This is a genomic window from Luteimonas qiangzhengi (assembly GCF_039548515.1).
GTDB lineage: Bacteria > Pseudomonadota > Gammaproteobacteria > Xanthomonadales > Xanthomonadaceae > Luteimonas.
In genome coordinates this window covers 116,961-142,126 of record NZ_JBCLVE010000003.1, presented here as the reverse complement: position 1 = coordinate 142,126, position 25,166 = coordinate 116,961, and the positions used below count along the sequence as shown (strand labels likewise).

13 protein-coding genes are annotated in these 25,166 nt (G+C 65.9%); 10 read left to right on the top strand and 3 right to left on the bottom strand.

The window, feature by feature from the left end; genetic code table 11:
* The first annotated feature begins 79 nt into the window (after nt 1-79).
* The 10 genes from recC to WCE59_RS02865 all read left to right on the top strand — a co-directional run bounded on the left by recC (nt 80) and on the right by WCE59_RS02865 (nt 21,253).
* Entirely contained in the window at nt 80-3,487 is a 3,408-nt protein-coding gene (recC, locus tag WCE59_RS02910; protein WP_343257210.1) for an exodeoxyribonuclease V subunit gamma, read from the top strand.
* A complete protein-coding gene (gene recB / locus WCE59_RS02905) occupies nt 3,484-7,116 on the top strand; it encodes an exodeoxyribonuclease V subunit beta (protein ID WP_343257209.1) in 3,633 nt (1,210 codons plus the stop codon). The genes recC and recB overlap by 4 nt, the downstream gene beginning before the upstream one ends.
* Nucleotides 7,113-8,927 carry an exodeoxyribonuclease V subunit alpha gene (gene recD / locus WCE59_RS02900; protein WP_343257208.1) on the top strand — a complete coding sequence of 605 codons (1,815 nt, stop codon included), beginning with the start codon at nt 7,113-7,115 and terminating at the stop codon, nt 8,925-8,927. The genes recB and recD overlap by 4 nt, the downstream gene beginning before the upstream one ends.
* Before the next feature lie 190 nt (nt 8,928-9,117).
* A complete protein-coding gene (locus WCE59_RS02895; RefSeq protein ID WP_449284093.1) occupies nt 9,118-11,427 on the top strand; it encodes an ATP-dependent nuclease in 2,310 nt (769 codons plus the stop codon).
* Nucleotides 11,428-11,510: 83 nt separating this feature from the next.
* Entirely contained in the window at nt 11,511-13,301 is a 1,791-nt protein-coding gene (locus WCE59_RS02890) for an ATP-dependent helicase (protein WP_343257206.1), read from the top strand.
* A gap of 169 nt (nt 13,302-13,470) precedes the next feature.
* Nucleotides 13,471-14,358, top strand: a complete 888-nt coding sequence (locus WCE59_RS02885) for a restriction endonuclease (RefSeq protein ID WP_343257205.1) — start codon at nt 13,471-13,473, stop codon at nt 14,356-14,358.
* Between the two features lie 46 nt (nt 14,359-14,404).
* A complete protein-coding gene (locus WCE59_RS02880; protein ID WP_343257204.1) occupies nt 14,405-17,425 on the top strand; it encodes a type I restriction endonuclease subunit R in 3,021 nt (1,006 codons plus the stop codon).
* Complete coding sequence (locus WCE59_RS02875) at nt 17,425-18,624, top strand: restriction endonuclease subunit S (RefSeq protein WP_343257203.1); 1,200 nt, start codon at nt 17,425-17,427, stop codon at nt 18,622-18,624. The genes WCE59_RS02880 and WCE59_RS02875 overlap by 1 nt, the downstream gene beginning before the upstream one ends.
* Nucleotides 18,621-19,631: a virulence RhuM family protein gene (locus WCE59_RS02870; RefSeq protein ID WP_343257202.1), complete on the top strand. Its 1,011-nt coding sequence runs from the start codon at nt 18,621-18,623 to the stop codon at nt 19,629-19,631. Before WCE59_RS02875 ends, WCE59_RS02870 begins: the two co-directional genes overlap by 4 nt.
* Nucleotides 19,628-21,253, top strand: a complete 1,626-nt coding sequence (locus WCE59_RS02865; protein WP_343257201.1) for a type I restriction-modification system subunit M — start codon at nt 19,628-19,630, stop codon at nt 21,251-21,253. Before WCE59_RS02870 ends, WCE59_RS02865 begins: the two co-directional genes overlap by 4 nt.
* 269 nt (nt 21,254-21,522) lie before the next feature.
* Here WCE59_RS02865 and WCE59_RS02860 read toward each other — a convergent pair whose 3' ends face one another.
* The 3 genes from WCE59_RS02860 to WCE59_RS02850 form a co-directional block, all read right to left on the bottom strand.
* The gene (locus tag WCE59_RS02860) at nt 21,523-22,782 is read right to left on the bottom strand and encodes an FAD-dependent oxidoreductase (RefSeq protein WP_343257200.1); all 1,260 of its coding nucleotides are present in this window, start codon (nt 22,780-22,782) and stop codon (nt 21,523-21,525) included.
* Complete coding sequence (gene yjjJ, locus WCE59_RS02855; RefSeq protein ID WP_343257199.1) at nt 22,779-24,179, bottom strand: type II toxin-antitoxin system HipA family toxin YjjJ; 1,401 nt, start codon at nt 24,177-24,179, stop codon at nt 22,779-22,781. Before yjjJ ends, WCE59_RS02860 begins: the two co-directional genes overlap by 4 nt.
* 150 nt (nt 24,180-24,329) lie before the next feature.
* Nucleotides 24,330-25,139, bottom strand: a complete 810-nt coding sequence (locus WCE59_RS02850; protein WP_343257198.1) for a formate/nitrite transporter family protein — start codon at nt 25,137-25,139, stop codon at nt 24,330-24,332.
* Nucleotides 25,140-25,166: the final 27 nt, after the last annotated feature.

Sequence of the window (25,166 nt, the reverse complement as noted above, 5' to 3'; positions counted from 1 at the left end):
GCGCCTGCCACCATCGTACCCCCGCGGCAAAACCTGGTCTCCGGATTTGCGATCAGGGTCCGGCACAATGGCCGCATCCATGACCAAGCCTTCCGCACCTGACTTCCGCCTCTACCACTCCAACTCGCTGGAGGTGCTGGCGGGGGTGCTGGCCGACATTCTGCGCACGCCCGCGCCCGGCGCTTCGCCGCTGGCGCCGGATATCGTGCTGATCCCGCAGGTGGCCATGCGCCGCTGGCTGCAGGCCACCCTGGCCGCGCGTCATGGGGTGGCCGCCAACATTGAATTCCTCACCCCGGGCGAGTTCCTTGGCCATGCGCTGAAGGCCAACCTCGGCCCCAGCGAGGACGAGCTGGATCCCGAAACCCTGCACTGGCCGCTGTACGCCGCGCTGACCGATCCCGCGCTGCTGGCCAAGCCGGCCATGGCCGCGATCGCCGCCCACGTGCAGGGCAACGATCCGCTGCGCGCCTGGTCGCTGGCCGGCGAACTGGCGCAGGTGTTCGGCAAGTACCAGGCCTGGCGCCGCGACTGGCTGCTGCGCTGGGAAGGCGGCGCCGATCCTGACGATCCGCAGGCCATCCTGTGGCGCCGGATCGCGCGCGGGCATCACCATCGCGCGCGCCGCATCCAGCAGTACTTGGACCGCTTCGAAGGCGCGCAGCGACCGCTGCCCCAGGGTCTGCCCTCGCGGCTGCTGGCCTTCGCCACCCTCAACGTCTCGCCCGACGTGCTGCGGGTGATCGCCACCCAGGCCCGCGCCGGCACCCTGCACTGCTTCGTGCCCACGCCGGTGCAGGATTACTGGGGTGACCTGCAGCGGGTGCGCGCGCTGCCGGAAGCGGCCTGGCTGGAAGCGGGCAGCGGGCTGCTGGCCGAGGATGAAACCCCGCTGCTGCGCGCATGGGGCGCGGCGGGCGTTGATTTCATGCGCCTGGTCGGCAATTACGAAGTGATCCACGCTTCGGCGGAAGTCCACGCCCATGCCGATCCGGGCGAGGGCGGCGGCGCGCTGCACGGCAGCCTGCTGCGGCGGCTGCAGTCGGACCTGTATCACCGCCGCGGCGCGCCCGGCTGGCCGCTGCGCGAGGCGGTGGACCGCACCGATCCCAGCCTGCAGCTGCACGCCTGCCACACCCGCCTGCGCGAGCTGCAGGTATTGCGCGACCAGCTGCGCGCGCTGTTTGATGACGAGCGCTTCGACCCGCCTCTGCAGCCGCGCGAGGTCGCGGTGCTGGCGCCGGACATCGATCCCTACCTGCCGTACCTGGAAGCGGTGTTCGGCGGGCGTGGCGAGGCGGCTTCCGGACAGGCCATCCCCTACGCCCTGGCCGACGCCAGCCCGCTGGCGAACGAGCCGCTGGCCGAGGTGTTCGTGCGCCTGCTGGCGCTGCCGGTGTCGCGCTTCGGCCTGCACGAAACGCTGGACCTGCTGGCCAGTCCCGCGCTGGCCGAGGCCAACGGCCTCGACGCGCCCGCGATCGAGCGCCTGCAGGCCTGGCTCGAGGCCGCCGGCGCGCGCTGGGGCCTGGACGGCGCCCACCGCGCCCATTTCGACGCGCCTGAGGATGACGCCTACACCTGGGCCTTCGCCCTGGACCGCCTGCTGCTCGGCCACGCCAGCGGCAGCGATGCGCTGATTCGCACGAACGACGGCCGCCTCGTCGCCCCGCTGCCGGACCTTGAAGGCAGCGCGCTGGATGCGCTCGATACCCTGGTCCGCCTGCTGCGCGTGCTGGCCCGCTATGCCAGGGTGCTGGGCGAGGCCATGCCGCCGGCGCAGTGGCGCGAACGCCTGCTGGAACTGCTCGAAGCGCTGCTGCCCAAGCCGCCCTCCGGCCCGGCCAGCCAGCGGGCGCTGGACCGGCTGCGCACGCTGGTGGACGACTTCGCCAAGACCGCCGACCGCGCCGGCTTTGAAGACCCGGTACCTGCCGAAGCCGTGCGCGCCCATTTCGGCGCCGTGCTGGCCGAGGCCGATGTGCGCGCGCCGCTGCTGACCGGCGGGGTCAGCATCGCGCGCATGGTGCCGATGCGGCTGCTGCCGTTCCGGGTGATCTGCGTGCTGGGCATGAACGACGCCGAGTTCCCGCGCCGTGATGCCGCCCCCGGCCTCAACCGCCTCACCGCGGAACTCGGCACCGACAAGCGCCGGGCCGGCGACCGCTCCACCCGCGATGACGACCGCTTCCTGTTCCTGCAGCTGTTCACCGCCGCCCAGGATGTGTTCTACGTCAGCTGGCAGGGCGCCGACCCGCGCGACGGCAGCCGGCGCGAGCCGTCGGTGCTGGTGTCGGAGCTGATCGATGCCGCCGTCGGCCAGCACGCATCGGGTACGGAGGAACCGGTGGCCGACGCGCTGGTGGTGCAGCATCCGCTGCAGCCGTTCTCGTCAGAAGCGTTCGGCTCCGCCAGCGAGCCGCGCCGGTTCTCGTATCACGCCCAGTGGCAGCAGGCCGCGGCCGGCGCCGTCGACCGGCGGGTGGTCCTGCCGCCGTGGTTCGTCGGCGATCCATTGGCGCCGGACGAGGCCGGGCCGGAGCTTCCAATCAGCGTGCTGCAGCGGTTCCTGCTGCACCCGGCTGAAGCGCTGCTCGCCCGCATGGGCATGCGGCTGGTCGACATCGAGGCGCACGGCGTCGATCTCGAACCGCTGGCCGCACCCGGTAGCGGGCTGGAGCGCAGCGTGCTGCAGCGGGAACTGTTCAATGAACTCCTGCAGGGCCGTGACGAGCCCGCCATCCACGCCTCGCTCCGGGCCCGCGGCCTGCTGCCGTCTGGCGCGTCCGGGCGCCGCGTGCTGGCCGACCAGCGCGAGCTGCTGGCGCCGTGGCTGGATGCGTTCTCGCAGTGGCGCGGCGATGCCGGGCCAGGATCGGTGCTGGCCGAAGTGGAGATCGACGGCGTGCGCGTGCACGGCCGCATCAACGATGCCTACCCGCACGGCATCGCCCGCCTGCGCTTCGGCAAACTCAACGGGCCCAGCGTGATTCGCAGCGGCCTGGACTGGCTGCTGGCGCGCGCTGCCGGCATCGACCTGCCCATGGTGGAATTCTTCGACGCTGGCCGTGCCGGTCCCGGCCCGTTCGAGCGTCCGCAGCTCCCGGCCGAAGACGCTCGCGACGCCCTGCGCGAACTGCTGGCCCTGCGGGCGGTGGGCCTGCGCGAGCCGCTGCCCTGGGCGCCCTACAGCGGGTGGGAGTTCTACAGTGCCGCTGAGGCGCCGGCCCGCGCGGTGAAGGCCGCCCGCAGCCGCTGGCACGGCGGCGGTGGCGGCGCGGGGGGCCATATTGAAGGGCACGGCGACGCACTGCGCCAGGCCCTGCGCGGCAGCGACCCGTTCGCCTGCCAGGGCACCCTGCAGCGCTTCGCCGATACCTCGCTACTGGTTTTCCACGCCCTGCGCGATGGCAAGGTCCATGGCGGCCTCGACCCCGACGCGCTCCACGGCCTGGCCGAACGCTTCGAACCGGAGGACAGCGAATGAGCGCGTCGCAGGATCCGTACCTGACCCAGCCGCTGGAAGGCGTCTACGCCATCGAGGCCTCGGCCGGCACCGGCAAGACCTTCACCCTGGCGACCCTGCTGGCGCGGCTGGTGCTGGAGCGCAGCCTGGGCGTCGGCCAGATCCTGGCGGTGACCTTCACCGAAGCCGCCACCCAGGAGCTGCGCGCGCGGGTGCGCCAGCGCCTGGTGCTGGCCGCCGAAGTGGCCGCAGGCCTGCCCATGGACGCCTCGCCCGAGGCCGACCTGATGCACGCGCTGATCGAAGCGCACATTGAACGCAGCGGCGAATCGGCCGTCGCCGTCCGTCGCCGCCTGCGTACGGCGGCGAACGACATCGACATGGCCGCCATCTTCACCATCCACGGCTTCTGCGCCCGGGTGCTGCGCGAGCACGCGCTGGAAAGCGGCCAGGGCTTTGATCCGCCCGAATTGCTGGCCAGCGATGCGGAGCTGCGCGCCGGCATCGCTGCCGACCTGTGGCGCGCCCACGCGGCGGATGCCGCCAGCGTTGACGACCTGTACGCCGTGTGGCCGCAGGGCCCCGATGCGCTGGCGAAGGATCTTTCCCCTCTGGTGCGCGAACCGGTGCTGCTGCCCCCGCCGCCGGCCGCGCTGCCCGATCCGGGCCCGATGCTGCAGGCCGCTGCGAAGTCCTTTGCCGAAGCCGCGCGCAGCCATGGCGACGGCTTTCGCGAAGCCTTGCTGCAGGCCACGGAAGCCAAGGTGCTGAAGGGCGGCAGCTACAAGGCCGAATGGATCGAGGACCTGTTCGCTCACCTGGCTCGCTGGTGCGAACGCGCCGAACCCGGTTCGCGCTTCCAACACGGCAAACTGCAACATCTGCAGCGTGACAAGCTGATCGAGTTCACCAGCAAGGCAGGCACCGGCCGCACCCCGGATTCGCCGCTGTGCGACGCGGTGGCCGAGTACGCCGCCGCGCTGGCGGAGGTTGATCGCCTGCGCGAGGCGCGCCAGGTGGCCCTGCTGCACCGCCTGCGCGATGACGCCCGCCGCCGCATGCTTCGCCACAAGCAGCAGGCGCGCGTGCACACCTTCGACGACCAGATCGACCGCGTCGCCGATGCACTCGATGGCGAGCACGGCGATGCCCTGGCCGCGCGCCTGCGCGGGCAGTACCGCATCGCCCTGGTGGACGAATTCCAGGACACCGATCCGCGCCAGTGGCTGATCTTCAACCGCGTGTTTGGTGCCAACAGCCCGGAGCCGGCGCTGTTTTTGATCGGCGATCCCAAGCAGGCCATCTACGGCTTTCGCGGCGGTGATGTGGAGACCTACCTGGCCGCGCGCGAAACCGCGCACATGGCCCCGCCGCTGTCGCACAACTTCCGCTCGCGTCCCGCCGTACTCGGCAGCATTGCAGCCCTCTACGGCCAGGCGCAGGCCGCGCACGAAGCCGACCAGGACAACATTGCCCCGCCTTTCATCGACCCGCGCATCCAGTTCCATCCGGTGCAGCCCGGGGGCGCGCGCGATGACGCCGAATACCAGCGCAATGGCGTACCCGCGCCGGCGCTGACCCTGTGGCAGGCGCCGCAGCCGACTGAAACCGACAGCAAGGGCAACCTGAAACCCCACAGCTCGCCCCAATCGCGCGAGCTGGCCACCCGCGCCTGCGTGGCCGCGATCCACGGCGTGCTCACCGATGCCCGCGACGGGCGCGCCACCATCAAGGGCGAGCCGGTGCGCCCCGGCGATATCGCCGTACTGGTGCGCAAGCACAGCGAGGCCATCCAGATCCGCGACGCGCTGGCCGCGGTCGGCATTCCGGCGGTAGCTGCCGGCAAGCAGAGCCTGTTCGCCACGCCCGAAGCGCGCGAGCTGCACACCCTGCTGCAGGCGCTGGTGCACGGCTCGGACGATCGTCGCCTGCGCGCCGCCCTGGCCACCGTGCTGGTGGGCGAGGACGCGCACGCCGTGGCCTCGCTCGATGCCGAAGGCACCACCCTGCAGCAGTGGCAGCTGCAGGCCCTGGCCTGGCGCGAGCGCCTGCAGCGCGGCGGCCCGCTGGCGCTGGTGAACGAACTCTGCGCCGCGCACGCCCCGCGCCTGCTCGGCCTGATGGACGGCGAGCGCCGCCTCACCAATTACCTGCAGCTGGCCGAACAGCTGCAGGAAGCCCAGCGCAATGCGCTCGGCCTGCACGGTCTGCTCGACTGGCTTGCCCGCGCCATTGCCGAAGCCAGCGCCGACGACGAAGCCCAGCAGCTCCGGCTGGAATCCGACGCCCGTCGCGTCCAGGTGGTCACCCTGCACAAGAGCAAGGGCCTGGAATATCCGCTGGTGTTCCTGCCCTACGTGGGCATCGGCAGCATGCCCCGCAGCCCCGGTCGCAACGTGGCCGTGCATGGCGATGATGGCCGCGCGCTGCATTGGAAGCTGCAGGAAGAGAGCAGCGGCTGGAAGGACGCCGTTGAAGCCTGGAAGCGCAGCGAGCGCGCCGAAGACGCGCGCCTGCTTTACGTCGGCCTCACCCGCACCCGCGATGCGCTGTGGCTGGCGACCGGCATGTTCTACAGCCATGCCCAGTCGCCGCTGTGGACCATGGTGTCCGAGCCCGAAGCGCTGGCCGCGCGCGCCCCGGATGCCATCGCCATCGACGCCGCGCTGCCGCCCGCGCAGCTGCCCTGGCTTGGCGCCGAAACCGTGGAAGCCGTGCCCGCAGCCCGCACCGCCAAGCGCACGCTGGCCAGCGACTGGTGGGTCTACAGCTTCACCCAGCTGGCCAACGCCGACGCCGGCCACGACCTGTCCGCCGCCGCTACCCAGCCCGTCGCCGGCGGCCGCGACGAGCCGGAAGAAAACGCGGAAGCGGCCCCAGCGGATGCAGCCGAATTCGACCCGCGCTTTGGTGGCGCCCGCTTCGGCGTGGTGCTGCACGAGGTGTTCGAGAACACCGACTTCGCCGCATGGCACGCCTGGCGCCCCGGCGACGAAGCGCCGGAAAGCGAGCGCAAAAAAATCACCGATGCCCTCGGCAAGGGCGGCTATGGCGCCGACGACATGGACGACGGCGTGGCCATGATCGCGCCGATGATCGGCCACAGCCTCACCGCCGTCCTGCCCGAAGGCGTCGCCCTGACCCGGGTACCGGAGCACGACCGCCGGGCCGAGATCGAATTCCAGTTCTCCCTCGCGCCTACCCGCGTCGACGCGCTGCTGGCGCTGCTGCACCGCCACGGCCTGCTCACAGCGCGCCAGGGCTTTGGCATGCGCCGGCGACTGGAGGGCCTGATGACCGGCCTGATCGACCTCACCTACCTGCATGACGGCCGCTGGTACGTGCTCGACTGGAAATCCAACCGCCTGCCCGGCTACGCCCCCGCGCAGCTCGAGGACGCCATGGTGCACAGCGAATACCACCTGCAGGCGCTGATCTACACCCTGGCCCTGCACCGCTGGCTGCGCTTCCGCCTGGGCGACGCGTATGACTACGAACGCGACTTTGGCGGCGCCCGCTACCTGTTCTGCCGCGGCATCGATGCCGGCAGCAATGACGGGCAGGGCATCCAGGCCTGGCGCTTCGAGCCGGAGCTGGTGCACGCGCTCGACGCCCTGTTTGCCGGTGAAACCAGCGAGGCCGCCGCATGAGCCTGCTGCAAGCCCTCGCCAAAACCGGCGCCCTGCGCACCCTCGACCATGCGCTCGCGCAGAGCCTGCGCCGGCTGGATCCGGATACGCCTGACGCCGTGCTCGCCGCCGCCGCCTTGGCCTCGCTCGCCGTCTCCGCAGGCCACGCCGGATTCGACCCCGCCGAGCCGCAGCGCTTGGTGGAAGAACCCATCGACTGGCCCACGCCCGAGGCCTGGCGCCAGGCGCTGGAATCCTCGCGCTGGGCGGCCTGCCCGCAGAGCGGCGACGCAGAATCCCCCGCCGACGCCCCGCTCGTGTTCGAGCACGGCCTGGTCTACCTGCGCCGCTACCGCGAGTACGAGCGCCGCCTGGCCGAAGGCCTGCGCCGCATCGGCGGCATCGCGCCGGATCCCACAGGCGCCGCCGAAGCACCTGAAGGGCAGGGCGCCCAGATACCCGCGCACCTGGCGGACCTCTTCGCAAAACTCTTCCCCGAAGCCGCCACCGGCGAAGACCTGCAGGCCCAGGCGGCCGCCGCGGCGCTGCACCACAACCTGCTGCTGGTCACCGGCGGCCCCGGCACCGGCAAGACCACCACCATCACCCGCATGCTGGTGCTGCTGTTGGCCCAGGCACTGCAGGCCGGCGCCGCCCCGCCGCGCATCGCCCTGGCCGCCCCTACCGGCCGCGCCGCTGAGCGCATGGCCGAAAGCGTGCGCAACGCCGTGCATGCGCTGGCGCAGGCCGGCATCGACCCCGCCCTGAGCGCCCACCTGCCCACCGCCGGCACTACCCTGCACCGCCTGCTCGGCACCATCCCCGACAGCCCCAGCTTCCGCCACCACGCCGACAACCCCCTGTCGCTCGACATCGTGGTGGTGGACGAAGCCTCCATGATCGACCTGCCGCTGATGGCCAAACTGGTCGAAGCCGTCCCCGACGGCGCCCGCCTGGTCCTCCTCGGCGACCCCGACCAGCTGCCCTCGGTGGAAGCAGGCGACGTGCTCGCCGGCATCCTGCGCGCCGCCGAAACCAGCAAGGACACCGGCAACTTCCCCGCCCGCCACATCCACCTCACCCGCGGCTGGCGCCAGAGCGCCGAACTCGACCTCGCCCCCCTCGCTGCCGCCGTACGCGAGGGCGACAGCGACACCGCCCTGAAGCTGCTGCGCAGCGGCGAGCTTTCCGGCGTCCACTTCCACGAAGGCAACGCCGACCCCCTGCAGACCCACCGCGACCACCTGCTCGCCCACTGGACCACGCTCGCCGAAGCCACCGATCCCGCCGAAGCCCTGGCCAACGCCAACCGCTTGCGCATCCTTACTGCCGTGCGCGAAGGGCCGCAGGGCGCGCGTGGGCTCAATACCCGTATCGAAGAACTGCTCGCCGGTACCCGCCGCGGCACCGGCCCGGCATCAGTCGCCGGCCGCTACTTCCACGGGCGCTTGCTACTGATCACCGAGAACAGTTATCGCCACCGACTGTTCAACGGCGATATCGGCATCTGCATGCGCGATGACAGCGGTACGTTGATGGCCTGGTTCCCGGGTGACGACCCGCAGAACCCGCGGCCGTTCCATCCCGCCGCGCTGCCTGCGCACGACAGTGCGTTCGCGATGACGGTGCACAAGGCCCAGGGGAGTGAGTTTGAAGAGGTGTGGCTGGTGTTGCCAGAGCGGAATAACCGGGTGTTGTCGCGAGAGTTGGTGTACACCGGGATGACGCGGGCCCGGGGGCAGTTGCATCTCGCCGGTAGCGCTGACGTTATCGCTAAAGCGCTTCCGCAGTATGCCGGCAGATGGTCTGGACTAGGTCAGCGTTTGAGTTAATTGGTTAGCGGCCGCTTCCGACGCCGAGCGGACATTCGAAGCCTATCCGAAGAATAGATAATCGATCTCCATAGACCAATCCGGCCTCCGTTTGGGGTAGGTTTAGAATCTAGTAAAGCAGCCGGATCTTTGGTGGCGCTGAAGTTCCGGATAAGACGAACTAAGCAGGGGGTGACAAATGCACTTGAAGGTGCTGGCTGTCCGAAATTTCAGGCGGCTTCAAAATGTTGTAGTTGATCTTGCTTCCGACATTTCTATTTTTGTTGGAGCAAACAACAGCGGCAAAACATCGGTCGGACACGCACTCCAGTTATTCACTGGCAGTGGTCGTTTCAATATTCACGACTTTAGCGCCGAACTCTGGACGGATATCGTTGCGTTTGGTGAGGGCCATGGTGAGGCTAGCCTTCCCACGATGGAAATCGACGTTTGGTTCGAGATCGGTCCGGAAGATGTTCATCGTGTCATCGATCTTCTTCCCAGTCTTGCTTGGGAAGGCAAGCTGGTGGGGATGCGTGTTGCCTACGCGCCCACCAATCCTGCGGCGACGCATGCTCGCTATGTCGAAGTACGCCAGCGCGTGCTCGATGCGGTCGCAAAGGGTGAAGACGGAGCACTCGCCTTCGATCCCTCGCCACGTAACCTGCGGGAGTTCCTTAGCGACAGGCTACATGACGAATATGAGCTCCGCTACTTCGTACTCGATCCCGCGCGGTTCGATGCGGAGATGGTCGCAGAGGCTGGCTATGACCCAGCCCCCCTCACCGGACGTGACCGGAGCGGTCGTGAGATCTTGAACGGTCTTCTCCACATTGATTTCTTGAGCGCGCAGCGCCATCTCTCGGATAGCCCAGGCGGCTCCCGCGCCGAGGATCTATCCCGTGTACTCAGTCGCTTCTACGGGCGCAACCTCGAACAGAAAGGCGAAGATATCGAAGCGCTGCGCGCGCTCGCTGCATCCGAAATCTCGCTTAATGAGCATCTTGAACGAGTGTTCGAACCGACGCTCAAGAGCTTGTCTAAGCTCGGCTATCCGGGCCTCTCAAACCCGCGCATGATGATCCGCTCGGCCCTCGATCCTGCGCAGATCATGAGCGGTCGAGATGGCGCGATCGTTCACTATGCGCTGGGAGCCGATGACGGGAATCCCGACCCGCCTACCTTGCCCGATCGGTATAACGGTCTTGGCTTCAAAAACCTCATCTTCATGGTCGTCGAACTGCTCGACCTCCACGCTCAATGGTTGGCGATCGACGAAAATCGCCCGCCGATCCACCTGATTTTCATCGAGGAGCCCGAAGCGCATCTCCATGCCCAGCTTCAACAGGCCTTCATTCGCAAGGTGATGGAGATCCTAACGCTGAAGGGCGAGGACCGCACGCACTATACGAGCCAGGTCGTCGTCACGACCCATTCGACTCATATCCTTTACGAGAGAGGCTTCAGACCGATCCGGTATTTTCGTCGAAGCCGTGCACAGAATGGGTTGACCTCCGATGTGCTCAACCTCTCGGTCTTCTACGACCACATCGATCCGGATATTCGAAGTTTTCTCGAGCGCTATTTGAAACTGGCGCACTGCGATCTGTTCTTCGCCGACGGCGTGGTGCTGGTCGAAGGCAATGTCGAACGGCTGCTATTGCCGCAGATGATCGCCAATGCCGCGCCCCGGCTGCAATCGACCTACCTCACCGTCCTAGAAATCGGTGGAGCGTTTGGCTACCGATTCAAAGCGCTGATTGAATTTCTCGGATTGACAACGCTCATCATCACCGATCTCGACAGCGTGTTCGGTCCGCTGAAGCAGGATGGCGAGGATGCGGCACGCGCTGGTCAACGGGAAGCCGCAGAGCCAGCCGTCGAGAACGCACAGGCGGCCGGAGCCAACGATGAAGGCATTGACGATGACGAAGAGGATTTGCCTGTGGCTGCGGAGAAGCCCGGGAAGGTATGCATCGCCGGTCACCCGGGCGCGGCGACTTCCAATCAGACTTTGCTCCAATGGCTACCGAAGTTCGACACGGTCGCCGCCCTGTGGGAGGCCACCGCTGAGCAGAAGATACAGGCGAGGACGGACGACAATGACGCTTTGGTACGCGTTGCCTATCAGTGCCGGACCGATGTTACTTGGGGCGGAGAAACTTTGGCGCTCGCCGGGCGCACGCTGGAGGAGGCGTTTGCGCTTGAGAATCTTGCATGGTGTCAGGACAAGATCCGTAAGCCGCTTCAGCTCCGCATCGCCAGGGCCGACGAGAAGAGCCTGATCACGCTTGCGGAACGCATCCACAAGCGCGTGCAGGCTAAGAGCTTCAGTAAGACTGGCTTCGCGCTCGCCTTGTTAGCCGAAGATCCGAGCAGTTGGTCGGTCCCAACCTATATCGCTGAGGGTCTCAGCTGGCTTGAAACTGCGATTGCGCCGCCGGAACCAGAAGAGGACCAGCCGCATGAGGGCGTACCCCAGGATGCGCCTGCCGCTGCCGGCGACGAGGTAGCAGCATGACAAGCCGGATCGGTAGTCCTGACACACAAGCCGATCTAGATCTTCGAACGTGTCTCGATCGGACGCCTCCGCGCTCGTTTGTCATGGTCGCCGGTGCGGGGTCCGGGAAAACGACCTCGCTGATCAAGGCTATCGCGCACTTAGCCGAGACCCGGGGTGCTGCACTGCGCCGCGCCGGACAGAAAATCGCCTGCATCACATATACCGACGTCGCCGTAGGTGAGATTTTGGCCGATGTCGGGGCCTCACCGCTATTCCACATCTCGACCATCCACAGTTTCCTATGGTCAGTCATCCGGCCGTTCCATTCGGATATCGCGGCGTGGGTAGCCACCCGCATCGACGAGAAGATTGCGGAGCGCCGCGAACACTACGACAAGCCTCGGACTCAGGCGAAAACAAAGACCCGCCTCGAACAGGAGATCGCAGATCTCGAGGCTGAGTTGGCTACGATCAGTGAAGTAGAGAAATACGTTTACGGTACCGGCAGCAGCTACGCTGAAGGCATTCTTGGGCACGACGATATCCTCAAGCTCACCCCAGCCTGTGTCGCAGCCCATCCACTGCTGAGGCAGCTCGTCGCTAAGCGCTTTCCCTACATCTTCGTCGATGAGAGCCAAGACACAAATCCGGAGGTCGTCGAGGCGTTACGGCACATTTCGGGCGAACATCCTGCTCTGTGCGTCGGGTTCTTCGGAGATCCGATGCAGAAGATCTATATGAGCGGAGCAGGCGCTGTCCCACTGAACGACGGCTGGGCAGAGATCACAAAGCCCGAGAACTTCCGATGCCCAACATCGGTGCTTGGGGTTATCAATGCAATCCGCGCCCCTGGAGACGGCCTTGAGCAGGTGTGTGGCCGGACGGTAAGCATTGATGGAATCGAGCAGCCGGTTGTCGGTACCTTCAATCTGTTCATCATGCCGGCGGACGCGGAGCGGAGTGCGCGCCTCTCGGCCATTAGGCGGTGGCTGGCCACCGAAACCGGTGATGGCCTGTGGCTAAGCGACGTGCGGGAAGGCGATGTCCGCCTGCTTGTACTGGTACATCGTATGGCGGCCAACCGACTCGGGTTCCCTAATTTGTATGCTGCGCTCAATGACCGAGCGCCTATGAGTCTGAGGGAAGGGCTGAGCGATGGCACGGCCTGGCCGCTCCGTCCACTTGTCCAACACATACTTCCGCTCGTTGTCGCGGCTCAAGCGGGCGATCGGTTCACAGTGATATCTACCTTGCGTGGCGAATGCCCGAGGCTTGAACCAGCGCGCCTTCGAGGGCAATCGATAGCACCCGTACTCGCCGCGCTACAGCAATCGCTCGACGAGCTTGTCGGTCTGCTGGCGGTAGGGTCGCAAGCGACTATCCGGGACGTCTTGACACATGTGCGAGCAACACAGTTGCTGCGCCTTGATGATCGCTTCGCAATGCATCTGGTTGCAGAGCCAGTGGATGACGGCAGCAGCAGCTTCGAAAACGTTCAAGCCTATCTAGCATGCGGTGTCAACGAACTTTGGGCCTACCGGCGCTACTTCACAGAGGAGTCGCCGTTCGCGACACATCATGGAGTGAAGGGCGCCCAATTTGAGCGCGTGTTGGTCGTCATCGACGATGAGGAAGCGGGCTTCCGGCAGTATTCTTACGGGAAGTATTTCGGTTACGTCCCCCTTTCTGACAAGGACGACGCAAACATTGCGGCAGGTGAAGAATCCGTACTTGATCGAACCCGCCGTCTCTTCTATGTGTGCTGCTCGCGTGCAACGAAGGACTTGGCAGTCGTGGTCTTTGCGCCCGATGTCCCAGCAGCTCGCGCCGCGATCGTTGCGCAGAATCTATTCCCCGAAGCCGTAATCCGAGGGATTGAACATCTGGACTAACGCCAGTAGGAAGAGCCTATTGGATGCCTTCTGCGTGGCGGCGGTGCCAACGGTGGTTGCGCTTGGCCGATAGCAGCCCCACGGCTTAGGGTCGCGCGATAGCTTGGATTCCGTTTCGCCATCATGCCGAGTTATCGTTCCAGCCGGGCACTTGTCAGGGGAGGAGCACGTGGCTCGCACAAGGAACGGCTTGCTGGATGCGCTTGCTGTCCAACCGTGGCCGGTCGGATTAATCGTTGGGCTGACCGGCTTGGCACTCATCCGCTGGGCCGCGCCTGCGTGGCTTTCCCGGCAGGGCGGACAGATCGGCAAGGCGCTGGCGCAATCGACAGCGTTCACCGCCTTCGGCTGGCTGTTCCTGGTTGGATGCTCGATCGCGTCGCTGGTGTCGTTTATCAATGCCGACCGCAAGCGTCGTCTGCTGGATACGCGCACAGGACTCGAGAGTGTGTCAGCAATCGGCTGGCGGAACTTCGAGGAGTTGGTGGGGGAGGCGTTCCGCAGGCAGGGCTATGTGGTGGAAGAAACGGGACTCGGCGGCGCGGACGGTGGCATCGACCTTGTGCTGCGGAGGGATAGGCGCCGGGTGCTGGTGCAGTGCAAGCAGTGGCGTCGGCGGCGGGTGCCGGTGAACGTGGTCCGGGAAATGTATGGGCTGCTCCAGCATCACGGGGCGGACGAGGTGCAGATCGCCACCGTTGGCGGATTCACCCGTGACGCGGAGCGGTTCGCCAGTGGCAAGCCGATCCGGCTGATCGACGGCCAGACCCTCCTCACCATGATCCGCAGCGCGCAGGAAAGCGAACCGGTGGGGACCAGGCACTCCGAGCGCATTGAGCCGGTGCTGGGGAACATGGACCGCACACCGTCGGAACCCACCTGCCCTCGGTGCAACGAAGGAATGGTCCGGCGCACGAACCGCCGCGATGGGAGCGCATTCTGGGGCTGCTCGGCCTTCCCCCGATGCAGGGCCACGCGCACCGCCCGTTTCGCCTCTCCATCCGAAGCCGGTTTTCAGCTCCGGCCGGTCCCAACGAGAGGAGGACGTCACAGCTAGAATGAGCGGTCGTCGTCGTACGACAGAAGACTAGGGGGAGCACCACATGCGGGTCCGGGAAAGCACCATTGAGCAGGAGTTGATCGAAAAGCTCGGTGAGCTCAAATACACCCTGCGCCCGGACATTCGCGACCGTGCCGCGCTGGAGCGCAACTTCCGCGAGAAGTTCGAGGCGCTGAACCGGGTCACGTTGGCCGATTCCGAATTCCAGCGCCTGCTGGACGAAATCGTCACGCCCGACGTCTTCGCGGCCTCGCAGAGACTGCGCAACCGCAACGCCTTCATCCGCGACGATGGCACACCGCTGAACTACACGCTGGTCAACATCACCGACTGGTGCAAGAACACCTTCGAGGTGGCCAGCCAGCTGCGCGTCAATACCGACTACAGCCACCACCGGTTCGACGTGGTGTTGCTCATCAACGGCGTGCCTGTCGTGCAGATCGAGCTGAAGACGCTCGGCATCAATCCCCGCCGGGCGATGGAGCAGATCGTCCAGTACAAGGCCGATGTCGGCAACGGCTATGCGCGCACCCTCCTGTGCTTCCTCCAGCTGTTCGTGGTCAGCAACCGCGACCGCACGTACTACTTTGCCAACAACAACGCCCGCCACTTCGCCTTTGACGCGAAGGAGCAGTTCCTGCCGGTGTACGAGTACGCGGCGCCGGACAACCGCAAGATCACCGGCCTGGATGCCTTCGCTGACGCGTTCCTGGCCAAGTGCACGCTGGGCCACATGATCAGCCGTTACATGGTGCTGGTGCAGAGCGAGCAGAAGCTGCTGATGATGCGGCCGTACCAGATCTACGCGGTCAAGAACATCGTCGAGTGCATCGACAGGAACCTCGGCAACGGCTACGTCTGGCACACCACCGGTTCCGGCAAGACGCTGACCAGCTTCAAGGCCTCGACGCTGCTCAAGCACAACCCGGACATCGCCAAGTGCCTGTTCGTGGTCGACCGCAAGGACCTGGACCGGCAGACCCGCGAGGAATTCAACCGCTTCCAGCCCGGCAGCGTGGAGGAGAACACTAATACCGGCGCGCTGGTGCGGCGCATGCTGTCAGAGGATGCCGCCGACAAGGTGATCGTCTGCACCATCCAGAAGCTGGGCCTGGCGCTGGATGAATCCAGCACCCGCAACCGCGGCCGCGAGAAGCGTGGCCTGGCCAGCCATGCCGAACAGCTCGCCGCGCTGCGCGACAAGCGCATCGTCTTCATCTTCGACGAGTGCCACCGCAGCCAGTTCGGCGACAACCACCAGGCCATCCGCGAGTTCTTCCCCAAGGCGCAACTGTTCGGCTTCACCGGCACGCCGATTTTCGAGGCCAACGCCAGTTACAAGCGCATCGAGGGCGAAGAACAGACCCTCAAGACCACCGAGGATCTGTTCCAGCAATCCCTGCACGAATACACCATCACCCACGCCATCGAAGACCGGAACGTCCTGCGCTTCCACGTGGACTACTTCAAGCCGGACGGCACGCACCCGGTCAAACCTGGCCAGACCCTCGCAAAGCGCGCCGTGGTCGAGGCCATCCTGGCCCGCCATGACACCGCAACCGCCCACAGACGATTCAATGCCTTGCTGGCCACCGCGTCCATCAACGACGCCATCGAGTACCACGCGCTGTTCCAGACCGTGCAGTCCGAAAAGTCCGCCGCCGATCCGGGCTATAAGCCGCTCACCGTCGCCGCGGTGTTCTCCCCGCCCGCCGACGTCAGCGCCGACGTGCGCCAGCTGCAGGAAGACCTGCCCAACGAACTGGAAGACAACAAGCAGGACCCGGAAGGCAAGAAGGCCGCGCTCACCGCCATCATCGCCGACTACAACGCGCGCTTCGACACCAACCACCGCATCGCCGAGTTCGACGCCTACTACCAGGACGTTCAGCAGCGCATCAAGAGCCAGCAGTTCCCCAATGCAGACCTGCCGGGCAAGGGCGCGGAAAAGCTCGACATCACGATCGTCGTGGACATGCTGCTGACCGGCTTCGACAGCAAGTACCTCAATACGCTGTACGTGGACAAGAACCTCAAGCACCACGGCTTGATCCAGGCGTTCAGCCGCACCAACCGCGTGCTCAACGATTCGAAACCGTATGGCAACATCCTCGACTTCCGCGGCCAGCAGGCGGCGGTGGATGCGGCCATCGCGCTGTTCTCGGGGGTCAAAACCGAGCAGGCGCGCACCATCTGGCTGGTGGACCCGGCGCCGGTGGTGATCGAGAAGCTGAAGGACGCCCGCGACACGCTCGCCACTTTCCTGCAATCGCAAGGCCTGACCGGCGAGCCCGACGACATCGCCAACCTCAAGGGCGACGCCGCCCGCGCCGGCTTCGTCGAGCACTTCAAGCAGGTGCAGAAGCTGAAGGTGCAGCTGGACCAGTACACCGACCTCACACCCGAACAGGCGCAGCAGATCGAGCAGGTGCTGCCCACGGACGAGCACCGCGCCCTGCGCGGCGCGTATCTGGAAACCGCGCAGCGCCTGCGCGTCCAGCAGGGCAAGGGCAAGGACGAGAGCGGCGGGGAAAGCGAGGTCGATCAGCTCGACTTCGAGTTCGTGCTGTTCGCCTCCGCGACGATCGATTACGACTACATCATGAAGCTGGCCGCCGACATCTCCATGCAGCCGGCCGGCAAGGCCAGCATGAGCCGCGAGGAGCTGGCAGGCCTGATCGCCGGTGACGCCAAGTTCATCGATGAGCGTGAAGACATCACCGAGTACGTGCGTGGCCTGAAGGCCGGCGCGGGCCTGGACGAGGCTGCCATCCGCGCCGGGTACGAGACGTTCAAGAAGGACAAGGCCGCCCGCGCGCTGGCCGGGCTTGCCGAACGCCACGGCCTGGCGGTGGACGCGCTGACCGCCTTTGTCGATGTCGTGCTGGCCCGCCGCATCTTCGACGGCGAGGCGCTGACCGAGCTGCTCAGCCCGCTGGAGCTGGGCTGGAAAGCCCGCGCGCAGAAGGAAGGTGAGCTGATGGCTGAACTGGCGCCGCTGCTGCGTAAGCGCGCCGCTGGGCGCGACATTGCCGGCCTCAAGGCTTACGAGGGTGCGCGGTGATGGTGAAGCAACGGGTCAGCGCGGTGACGCCGAGGTTGAGGTTTCCGGAGTTTCGACAAAGGAACCCCTGGACTGTGATCCGCCTCGGTGAAGTCTTGAAGATCGGAAACGGCCGGGACTACAAGCACCTTGAAGAGGGACCGATCCCGGTCTACGGGTCTGGCGGGTACATGTTATCCGTCAATGACTATTTGTATGACGGCGAAAGCGCTTGCATCGGGCGAAAAGGAACGATTGACAAGCCAATCTTCCTCGCGGGGAAGTTTTGGACTGTCGACACGCTGTTCTATACGCACTCGTTTACCAACTGCCTGCCGTATTTTGTGTATCTGTATTTTCAGCAGATCGATTGGCTCAAGCACAACGAAGCGGGTGGTGTGCCGAGCCTGTCAAAGACGAATATCGAAAAAATCGAAGTCGCCATTCCCGACGTTACAGAGCAACAAGAAATCGCCGACTGCCTGACGTCGCTGGACGAGGTGATTGCCGCGCAGGGGCGCAAGGTGGAGGCGCTGAAGACGCACAAGCGCGGTCTGATGCAGCAGCTCTTCCCCCGCGAAGGCGAAACCCGCCCCCGCCTCCGCTTCCCCGAGTTCCGCGACGCACCGGAGTGGCAAAAGACACCACTTGGCAGGATCGCCGAGATCAAGCTCGGCAAGATGCTTGACGCTAACAAGCACAAGAGCGGTCGTCTGCTGCCCTACGTCAACAACCTGTCGTTGCGGTGGAATGAAGTTGACACATCAGATCTGCCGCAAATGTACTTCAAGGAGAGCGAACTCGAACGCTTCGGTCTGCGGAGGGGCGATGTGCTCGTTTGCGAAGGAGGTGAGCCTGGGCGCTCAGCGGTCTGGGATGGCCGTTTGCCTGACCTGAAGTTTCAAAAAGCTGTCCATCGAGTACGCTTTAACTTGCCGGTTGTCCCAAAGATTCTGGTTTTGTACTTGGAGGCAATTGCTGGTACTGCCGCGTTCGAGAGCTTATTTACTGGCGGAGGCATCAAGCATCTGACGGGCGAGACGTTTTCCAAGCTTTCGATCCCACTGACGAACTTTCCCGAGCAGCAACGCATCGCGGATTGCTTCAGCTCCGTCGATACCCAGATCACCGCCGAGACCAACCAGCTCGTCGCCCTCAAGACCCACAAACACGGCCTGATGCAGCAGCTGTTCCCCGCACCGGAAGCGATAAGCGCATGAGCGGCCTGATCCTCTACACCACCGAGGACGGCGCCAGCCACATCCAGCTGCGTGCCGATGGTCGGACGGTCTGGCTGACGCAGGCGGAGATGGCCGAGCTTTTCGATGTCACCGCCGAAAACATCCGCCAACACCTCAAAAACATCTTTTCAGACAATGAATTGGAACCTGAACGAACATCCAAGGATTCCTTGGTAGTTCAGCCGGAGGGCGGGCGCGCCGTGCGCCGGCCTGTCACGCTCTACAACCTCGACGCAATCCTTGCCGTCGGCTATCGCGTGCGCTCCCCGCGTGGCGTGCAGTTCCGCCGCTGGGCCACGACCGCGCTGAGGGAGTACCTCGTCAAGGGCTTCGTCATGGACGACGAGCGCCTGAAGAACCCGGACGGCCGACCGGACCACTTCGACGAGATGCTGGCGCGCATCCGCGACATCCGCGCCTCGGAGAAGCGCTTCTACCAGAAGGTCCGCGACCTGTTCGCGCTGAGCGTGGACTACGACAAGAGCGACCGCGCTACCCAGACCTTCTTCGCCACCGTGCAGAACATGCTGCTGTATGCGGTGACCGGCCACACTGCCGCCGAGCTGATCCTGGCCCGGGCCAATCCGGCGGACCCGCACTTCGGCCTGCGCAACTGGAGCGGCGGCCGGGTCCGCAAGCACGACGTTGTGGTGGCCAAGAACTACCTCACCGAGGACGAGATCGACACCCTCAACCGGCTGGTGGTGATCTTCCTGGAAACCGCCGAGCTGCGTGCCAAGCGCCGGCAGGACATCCCCATGCGTTTCTGGATGGAGAACGTCGGCCAGATCATCGCCAGCAATAGCTTTCCCCTGCTCGAAGGCCCCGGCACCATCAGCCGCGACCAGATGCAGGCGACCACTGATGCCCGCTGGCTGGGCTTCGACGAACAGCGGAAGAAGGAAGAAGCGCGCGCAGCCGATGCTGCTGACGAGGCCGAGCTGGCCGCTCTGGAAAACCGGATCAAACGACGCAGGACCCCATGAGCGATAACGACCAGAAACAACTCGGCAAGACCCTGTGGGCCATTGCCGACCAGCTGCGCGGCAGCATGAACGCGGACGACTTCCGCGATTACATGCTGTCCTTCCTGTTCCTGCGCTACCTGTCCGACAACTACGAGACGGCCGCGAAGCGTGAGCTGGGTGCGGACTATCCCGACCCGGATGCCGTCGGGAACGGCGGCAGGACGCCGCTGTCGGTCTGGTACGCGGAGAACCCCGATGACGTGGCGCAGTTCGAACAGCAGATGCGGCGCAAGGCGCACTACGTGATCGAGCCGCCGTATCTGTGGGCGAACATCGTGCATCTGGCGCGCACGCAGGACGGCGACCTGCTGGACACCTTGCAGAGGGGCTTCAAGTACATCGAGGAACAGTCCTTTGAAAGCCACTTCCAGGGCCTGTTCTCCGAGATCAACCTGGCCTCGGACAAGCTGGGCCGCGACTACGCCGCACGCAACGCGAAGCTCGCCACCATCATCGGCCGCATCGCCGAAGGCCTGGCCGGGTTCTCCACCGACACCGACACGCTGGGCGATGCCTACGAGTACCTGATTGGCCAGTTCGCGGCGGGCAGCGGCAAGAAGGCCGGCGAGTTCTACACCCCACAACAGGTCTCCAGCATTCTTTCCGCGATCGTCACGCTGGATAGCCAAGAGCCGTCATCGGGTCCGCGCCGGTCACTGGGCAGCGTGTTCGACTTTGCCTGTGGCTCGGGATCGCTCCTGCTCAACGTGCGCCATCGCATGAAGGAAGCGGGCGGGCAGATCGGGCGGATCTATGGCCAGGAATCCAACATCACCACCTACAACCTGGCGCGCATGAACATGCTGCTGCACGGGGTGAAGGACACCGAGTTCGAGATCCATCACGGCGACACGCTGAAAAACGACTGGGACTGGCTGCGCGAGACCAATCCGGCAAAGAAGCCGGCCTTCGATGCCGTGGTGGCCAATCCACCTTTCAGCTACCGCTGGGACCCGAAGGACGAGGCCAGCCAGGATCCGCGATTCAGGAACCACGGCGTGGCGCCGAAGAGCGCGGCCGACTTCGCCTTCCTCCTGCACGGCCTGCACTACCTGAAGGATGACGGCGTGATGGCCATCATCCTGCCCCACGGGGTGCTGTTCCGTGGCGGGAGGGAAGCGGCCATCCGCCGCAAGCTGCTCGATGACGGCCACATCGACACGGTGATCGGCCTGCCGGCCAACCTGTTCTATTCCACGGGCATCCCCGTTTGCATCCTGGTGCTCAAGAAGTGCAAGAAGCCGGACGATGTTCTGTTCATCAACGCCGCCGAGCAGTTTGAGAAGGGCAGGCGCCAGAACCATCTTTCAGATGAGCACATCGCAAAGATCGTCGACACCTACCGCCAGCGCCCTGAAGAGGGAATTGAGCGCTATGCCCGGCGCGTGCCGATGCAGGAAATCATCGACAACGATTACAACCTCAACATCTCGCGCTATGTCAGTACCGCCGAGCCGGAGAAGGAGATTGATCTTGCCGTTGTGCACGGTGATCTGGTGAAGATCGAGAAGGATTTGACCCAGGCCAAGGCCCGCCATAACGCTTTTCTCATCGAGCTGGGCTTGCCTCCGTTGCCTTGAGTTGCCAAGGGCTGCTATCGCCTCATCAGTGCGATGCCCCTGCCGTGTCGTGGCGTGGCACGCAACGGGGGGAACCAGTTGGTGCGGCGGCGCGAAGGGTACAAAGGGAGCAAGACACGGCTGGCACCCTCCGGCTGGCGGATGTGCGCGAGACCGTGCTGGTCGGGGAATTCGAAGTGGAATAGGTCCGGGGCCGAAAAGGTCCGGCGGGCGTCGTTGCATGACAGGGCATGTCGTGACTTCCGGCGCAGTCCGGGCCGCAGGCGCGCTCACGCGCGATCGACGACCGCAGAATCCGGCGCCGCCGCCCGTCCCAGCGCATCGATGAGTTCCTCCCCCAGCCCCAGCCTCCCCACCAGGCCACGCTGGGTCCCGGTCAGCACCCGCAGCATCTGCCCCCGCCCGCCCGGCAGCCTTCCCATCGGCCGGAACGCCAGGTCGCGCATCTTCGCCACGGTATCGCGCTCAGACTGGAACACCGGCGTCAGCCAGCGGCTCCACAGCTGGTAGATCCACACATGCGCGCGGCGCTCGCGGTGGTAGGCCTGCAGTGCGTTGTCCAATGACGGGGCGTCGCGCAGCGCAACCGTGAGGGATTCGGCACCGAGCAGTGCCATGTTCACACCTTGGCCCAGCTGCGGGCTCATGGCGTGCGCGCAGTCGCCCACCAGCACCACGCGGCCGCGGTGCCAGCGCTTCATGGTGGTGTCGCGGTAGCGGGCGCGGGCCAGCTGGGCGGGGTCGGTGAGGTGGGCGAATACGTCGCGCGCCTCGGGCCACAGCCGATGCAGTTCGTCCATCCAGGGGGCCAGGCCGTCGGCCTCCCACTGGGCGAAGGCGTCGGTGCGCAGGCTCCAGAAGAAGCTGAGGCGGCGGGTCGGGTCATCCGGGCGACCGCCCACCGGCAGCAGGCCGATCATCTTGCGTGCGGCCACGTAGCGCTGGCGCAGTTGGGCCACGTGGGGCCAGCTTCCGGCGGGCAACAGGCACCACAGCGCGCCCCACGGGTAGGGGCGATCAACGCTGGGCGGCGCCACCAGGCTGCGCAGCGTGGAAGCGGCGCCGTCGGCAACCACTACCAGATCAAACGGGCCGTGGGAGTCGCCACAGGCATCGTGCAGCAGGCCGGCTTCCGCATCGACATCAACAATCTCGCAGCCAGGCTGCAGCCGCTCCGGTCTGCCCTCCCATGCGGCATCGAGGATCGAGAACAGCGCGCCGCGCTGCAGGCCCACGCCGTAGAGTCGCGAGTCCAGGCCGTCGTAGCGCATGTCCATCACCGGACGGCCGCAGGGCGTATCGCCGAACAGGCGGTCCACGCGTGCGCCGTGCGCCAGCACCTGTGGCAGCAGGCCCATGCGCCACAGCACCTGCAGGCCGCTGGGCTGGAGCAGGAAGCCGGCGCCCACCGGGCCGGGCGCGGGCACTCGTTCGAACACCGATACGTCGTGACCGTCGCGGGTCAGCAGCACGGCGGCGGCCTGGCCGGCAGTGCCGTAGCCGACGATTGCGATACGCAGCTGTTTCATCTCGCAAACGTCCGCGCAAACCGTGCCACCACTTCGCGGTTCTGTATCGCGACCTTTCGAAATTCCTCGGAGCGCACGTGCTCCGAACCGCGCACCTGCTCCCAGAACCGGATAGCGGCTTCTGCGGCACGCGCGATATGGCCGGTCTGGCCGGTACGTTCGGGCGGGCTGAGGCTCAAAGGCACGGCTGGACGCACGGCACCAGTCCGTGAGGGCGCGAGATACATCGGCAGCATGTCGTAGGCGGGCGCAAGGGTGAGCGGGCCGGCATCGACGAGATGGAAACCCAGGTTGCCGGCATGCATGTCGCTGTTGCCGATGAAGCGCCCGAACCAGTGCAACTCGGCCATCCGGGCGACGGTGTCCGCGTCTATCAGGCCTTGAGCGGCGAGCTGCTCGCCTGCGAGCGACCAGTCGTGCCCGCCGGTGCCGGCGAAAGCCGCATCCAGCGCCAGGAGGGAGACGAATCCCCGGCGGCCGAGGTCGTTGGGAGTGCGGTCGAACCGGCGAACCTCCAGGCACAGGTGTCGTTCGGCATCGACCAGCTCGGCCTCCGCAGCGGGCAGGCCGGCCTCGCGCAGGCAGGCCAGTGCGATCTGCTCACTTGCGAGCAGTTCGGCCCAGCGGGCCGCCGCTTGGCCGCTGTCATGGACGGCGAACTTCACCAGCGCAGCGTACCGGCCCCCTGACATAACGACGGTGCTGGTGAACTTGGGTTGCTCGCCGCCGGGCGACGAACCGATGTCCTCGCCCGCCAGTGCCGCATCGGCCCATTCGGAGTAGCGTGCGTGCCGCCTGCCTGCCTCGATGGTGTCCGGCGGCGTGTCCAGTTCGGCAAGGGCGCGTTCGACGGCGTGGCTGCCCAGCAGCAGGTCCCCGATCGCGGTCCCGCCGGTGCGGGTGATGGCGAGCAGGGTGTCCCGCAGCTGCCATCGGTTGAGATCCGTTGGAACGCCAAGCTCCGGGCCACTGCGATGGGCGAGGCTGCGGCCGAGGAAGCCCTGCGGTCGCAGGTCATCCAGGAACCAGGGGAGCCCGGGGAAGTGGCCGGACACGCCATCCACCGGCCGGACGAGATTGGGCCGTTCGCCCGTTGGTTCGAACTGGAACCTTCCCCCGCGCAGCAGATACAGCGCACCGAGCTCTTCGAGCGTGGCATCGGGCAGCATCCGCCACACGGGCCAGGTGCTGCCGGCATCGGTGCTTGCCCGCGCAACATAGGCCGTCGCGCGCGCCCGACCTGTCCGCAAGACCTGGCTGCCGGCTTCACGCACCAGCCGTCCCAGCACGGGCCGGCTGATCCCTAACGCCTGCAGGATGCGCGAGGCAGGTACGGGCTCACCGGTAGCAAGAAGCGCCAGCAGGTCGGCCGGGGTGGCGGAAGGTGGGCGGGCCATTGATGCCTTGTTTCTTTACGATAATCGAACGATATCAGGCTTCTTTTCCTGCGTCGAAGCGCGTGGTGCGAGGATTTACAAAAGAAACGCGGCTTTGTTTCTTTACGATTGTCTGCTGCCATGCCCGCGCAGGAAGGACCATCTTCTCAGTCACTTCTTCCGAAGATAGACCCCCCAGTACGCAAGCCCCACGCCAGCGCCGCCGATGATGTTGCCGAGCGTCGACCACAGCAGGTTGGCACCCGCCGCGCCCCATGACAGGTCGACCGGCAGTTCGGCGCCGGTAGTCGCCTGGGCGAGCAGGCCGAGCGGTAGCAGCGACATGTTGGCGACCGAATGCTCGAGCCCGAGGGCGACGAACGCAGCGATCGGCGGCACGATCACCGCCACCTTGTCGACGGCGGACTTGGCGCCGGCGGCCATCCACACGGCCAGGCACACCAGCATGTTGGCGAGGATGCCGCTGGCGAGGATGGCCATGGGCGGTTTGGACGCCTTTTCGGCGGCGATGTCGATGGCCGAGGTGGCGACCGCGCCGTCGCCCGCCAGGTGCATGCCGGCGCCGATGGCGATGCCGACCAGGAGCAATGCGCCGACAAGGTTGGCGAGCCACACGACGGTCCAGGCACGGGCAAGCTGACCAGGGCCGATGCGCTTGCGTGCCAAAGGCAGGGCCATCAGGGTGTTGCCGGTGAAGAGCTCCGCGCCGGCCAGGATCACCAGGATCAGCCCGAGCGAGAAGCCCAGGCCAACTGCGATCTGTGCGAGGCCGAAAGGCAGCTCATCGGCACCGGCGCCGATGAGCGCGGCCATCAGGCTGCCCAGGCCGATGTAGGCGCCGGCCAGGATACCCAAGCCGATCATCGCGCCTGCACTGAGCGTGGCCTGTTCGGCGGTGCTGTCTGAGATCGCCTCGCCGATCTCCTCTGGCGGCGTCATTACGGGGGAGTCGTTCGCCATGGCGTCGGTCCATGCGGAGGGGAAAGC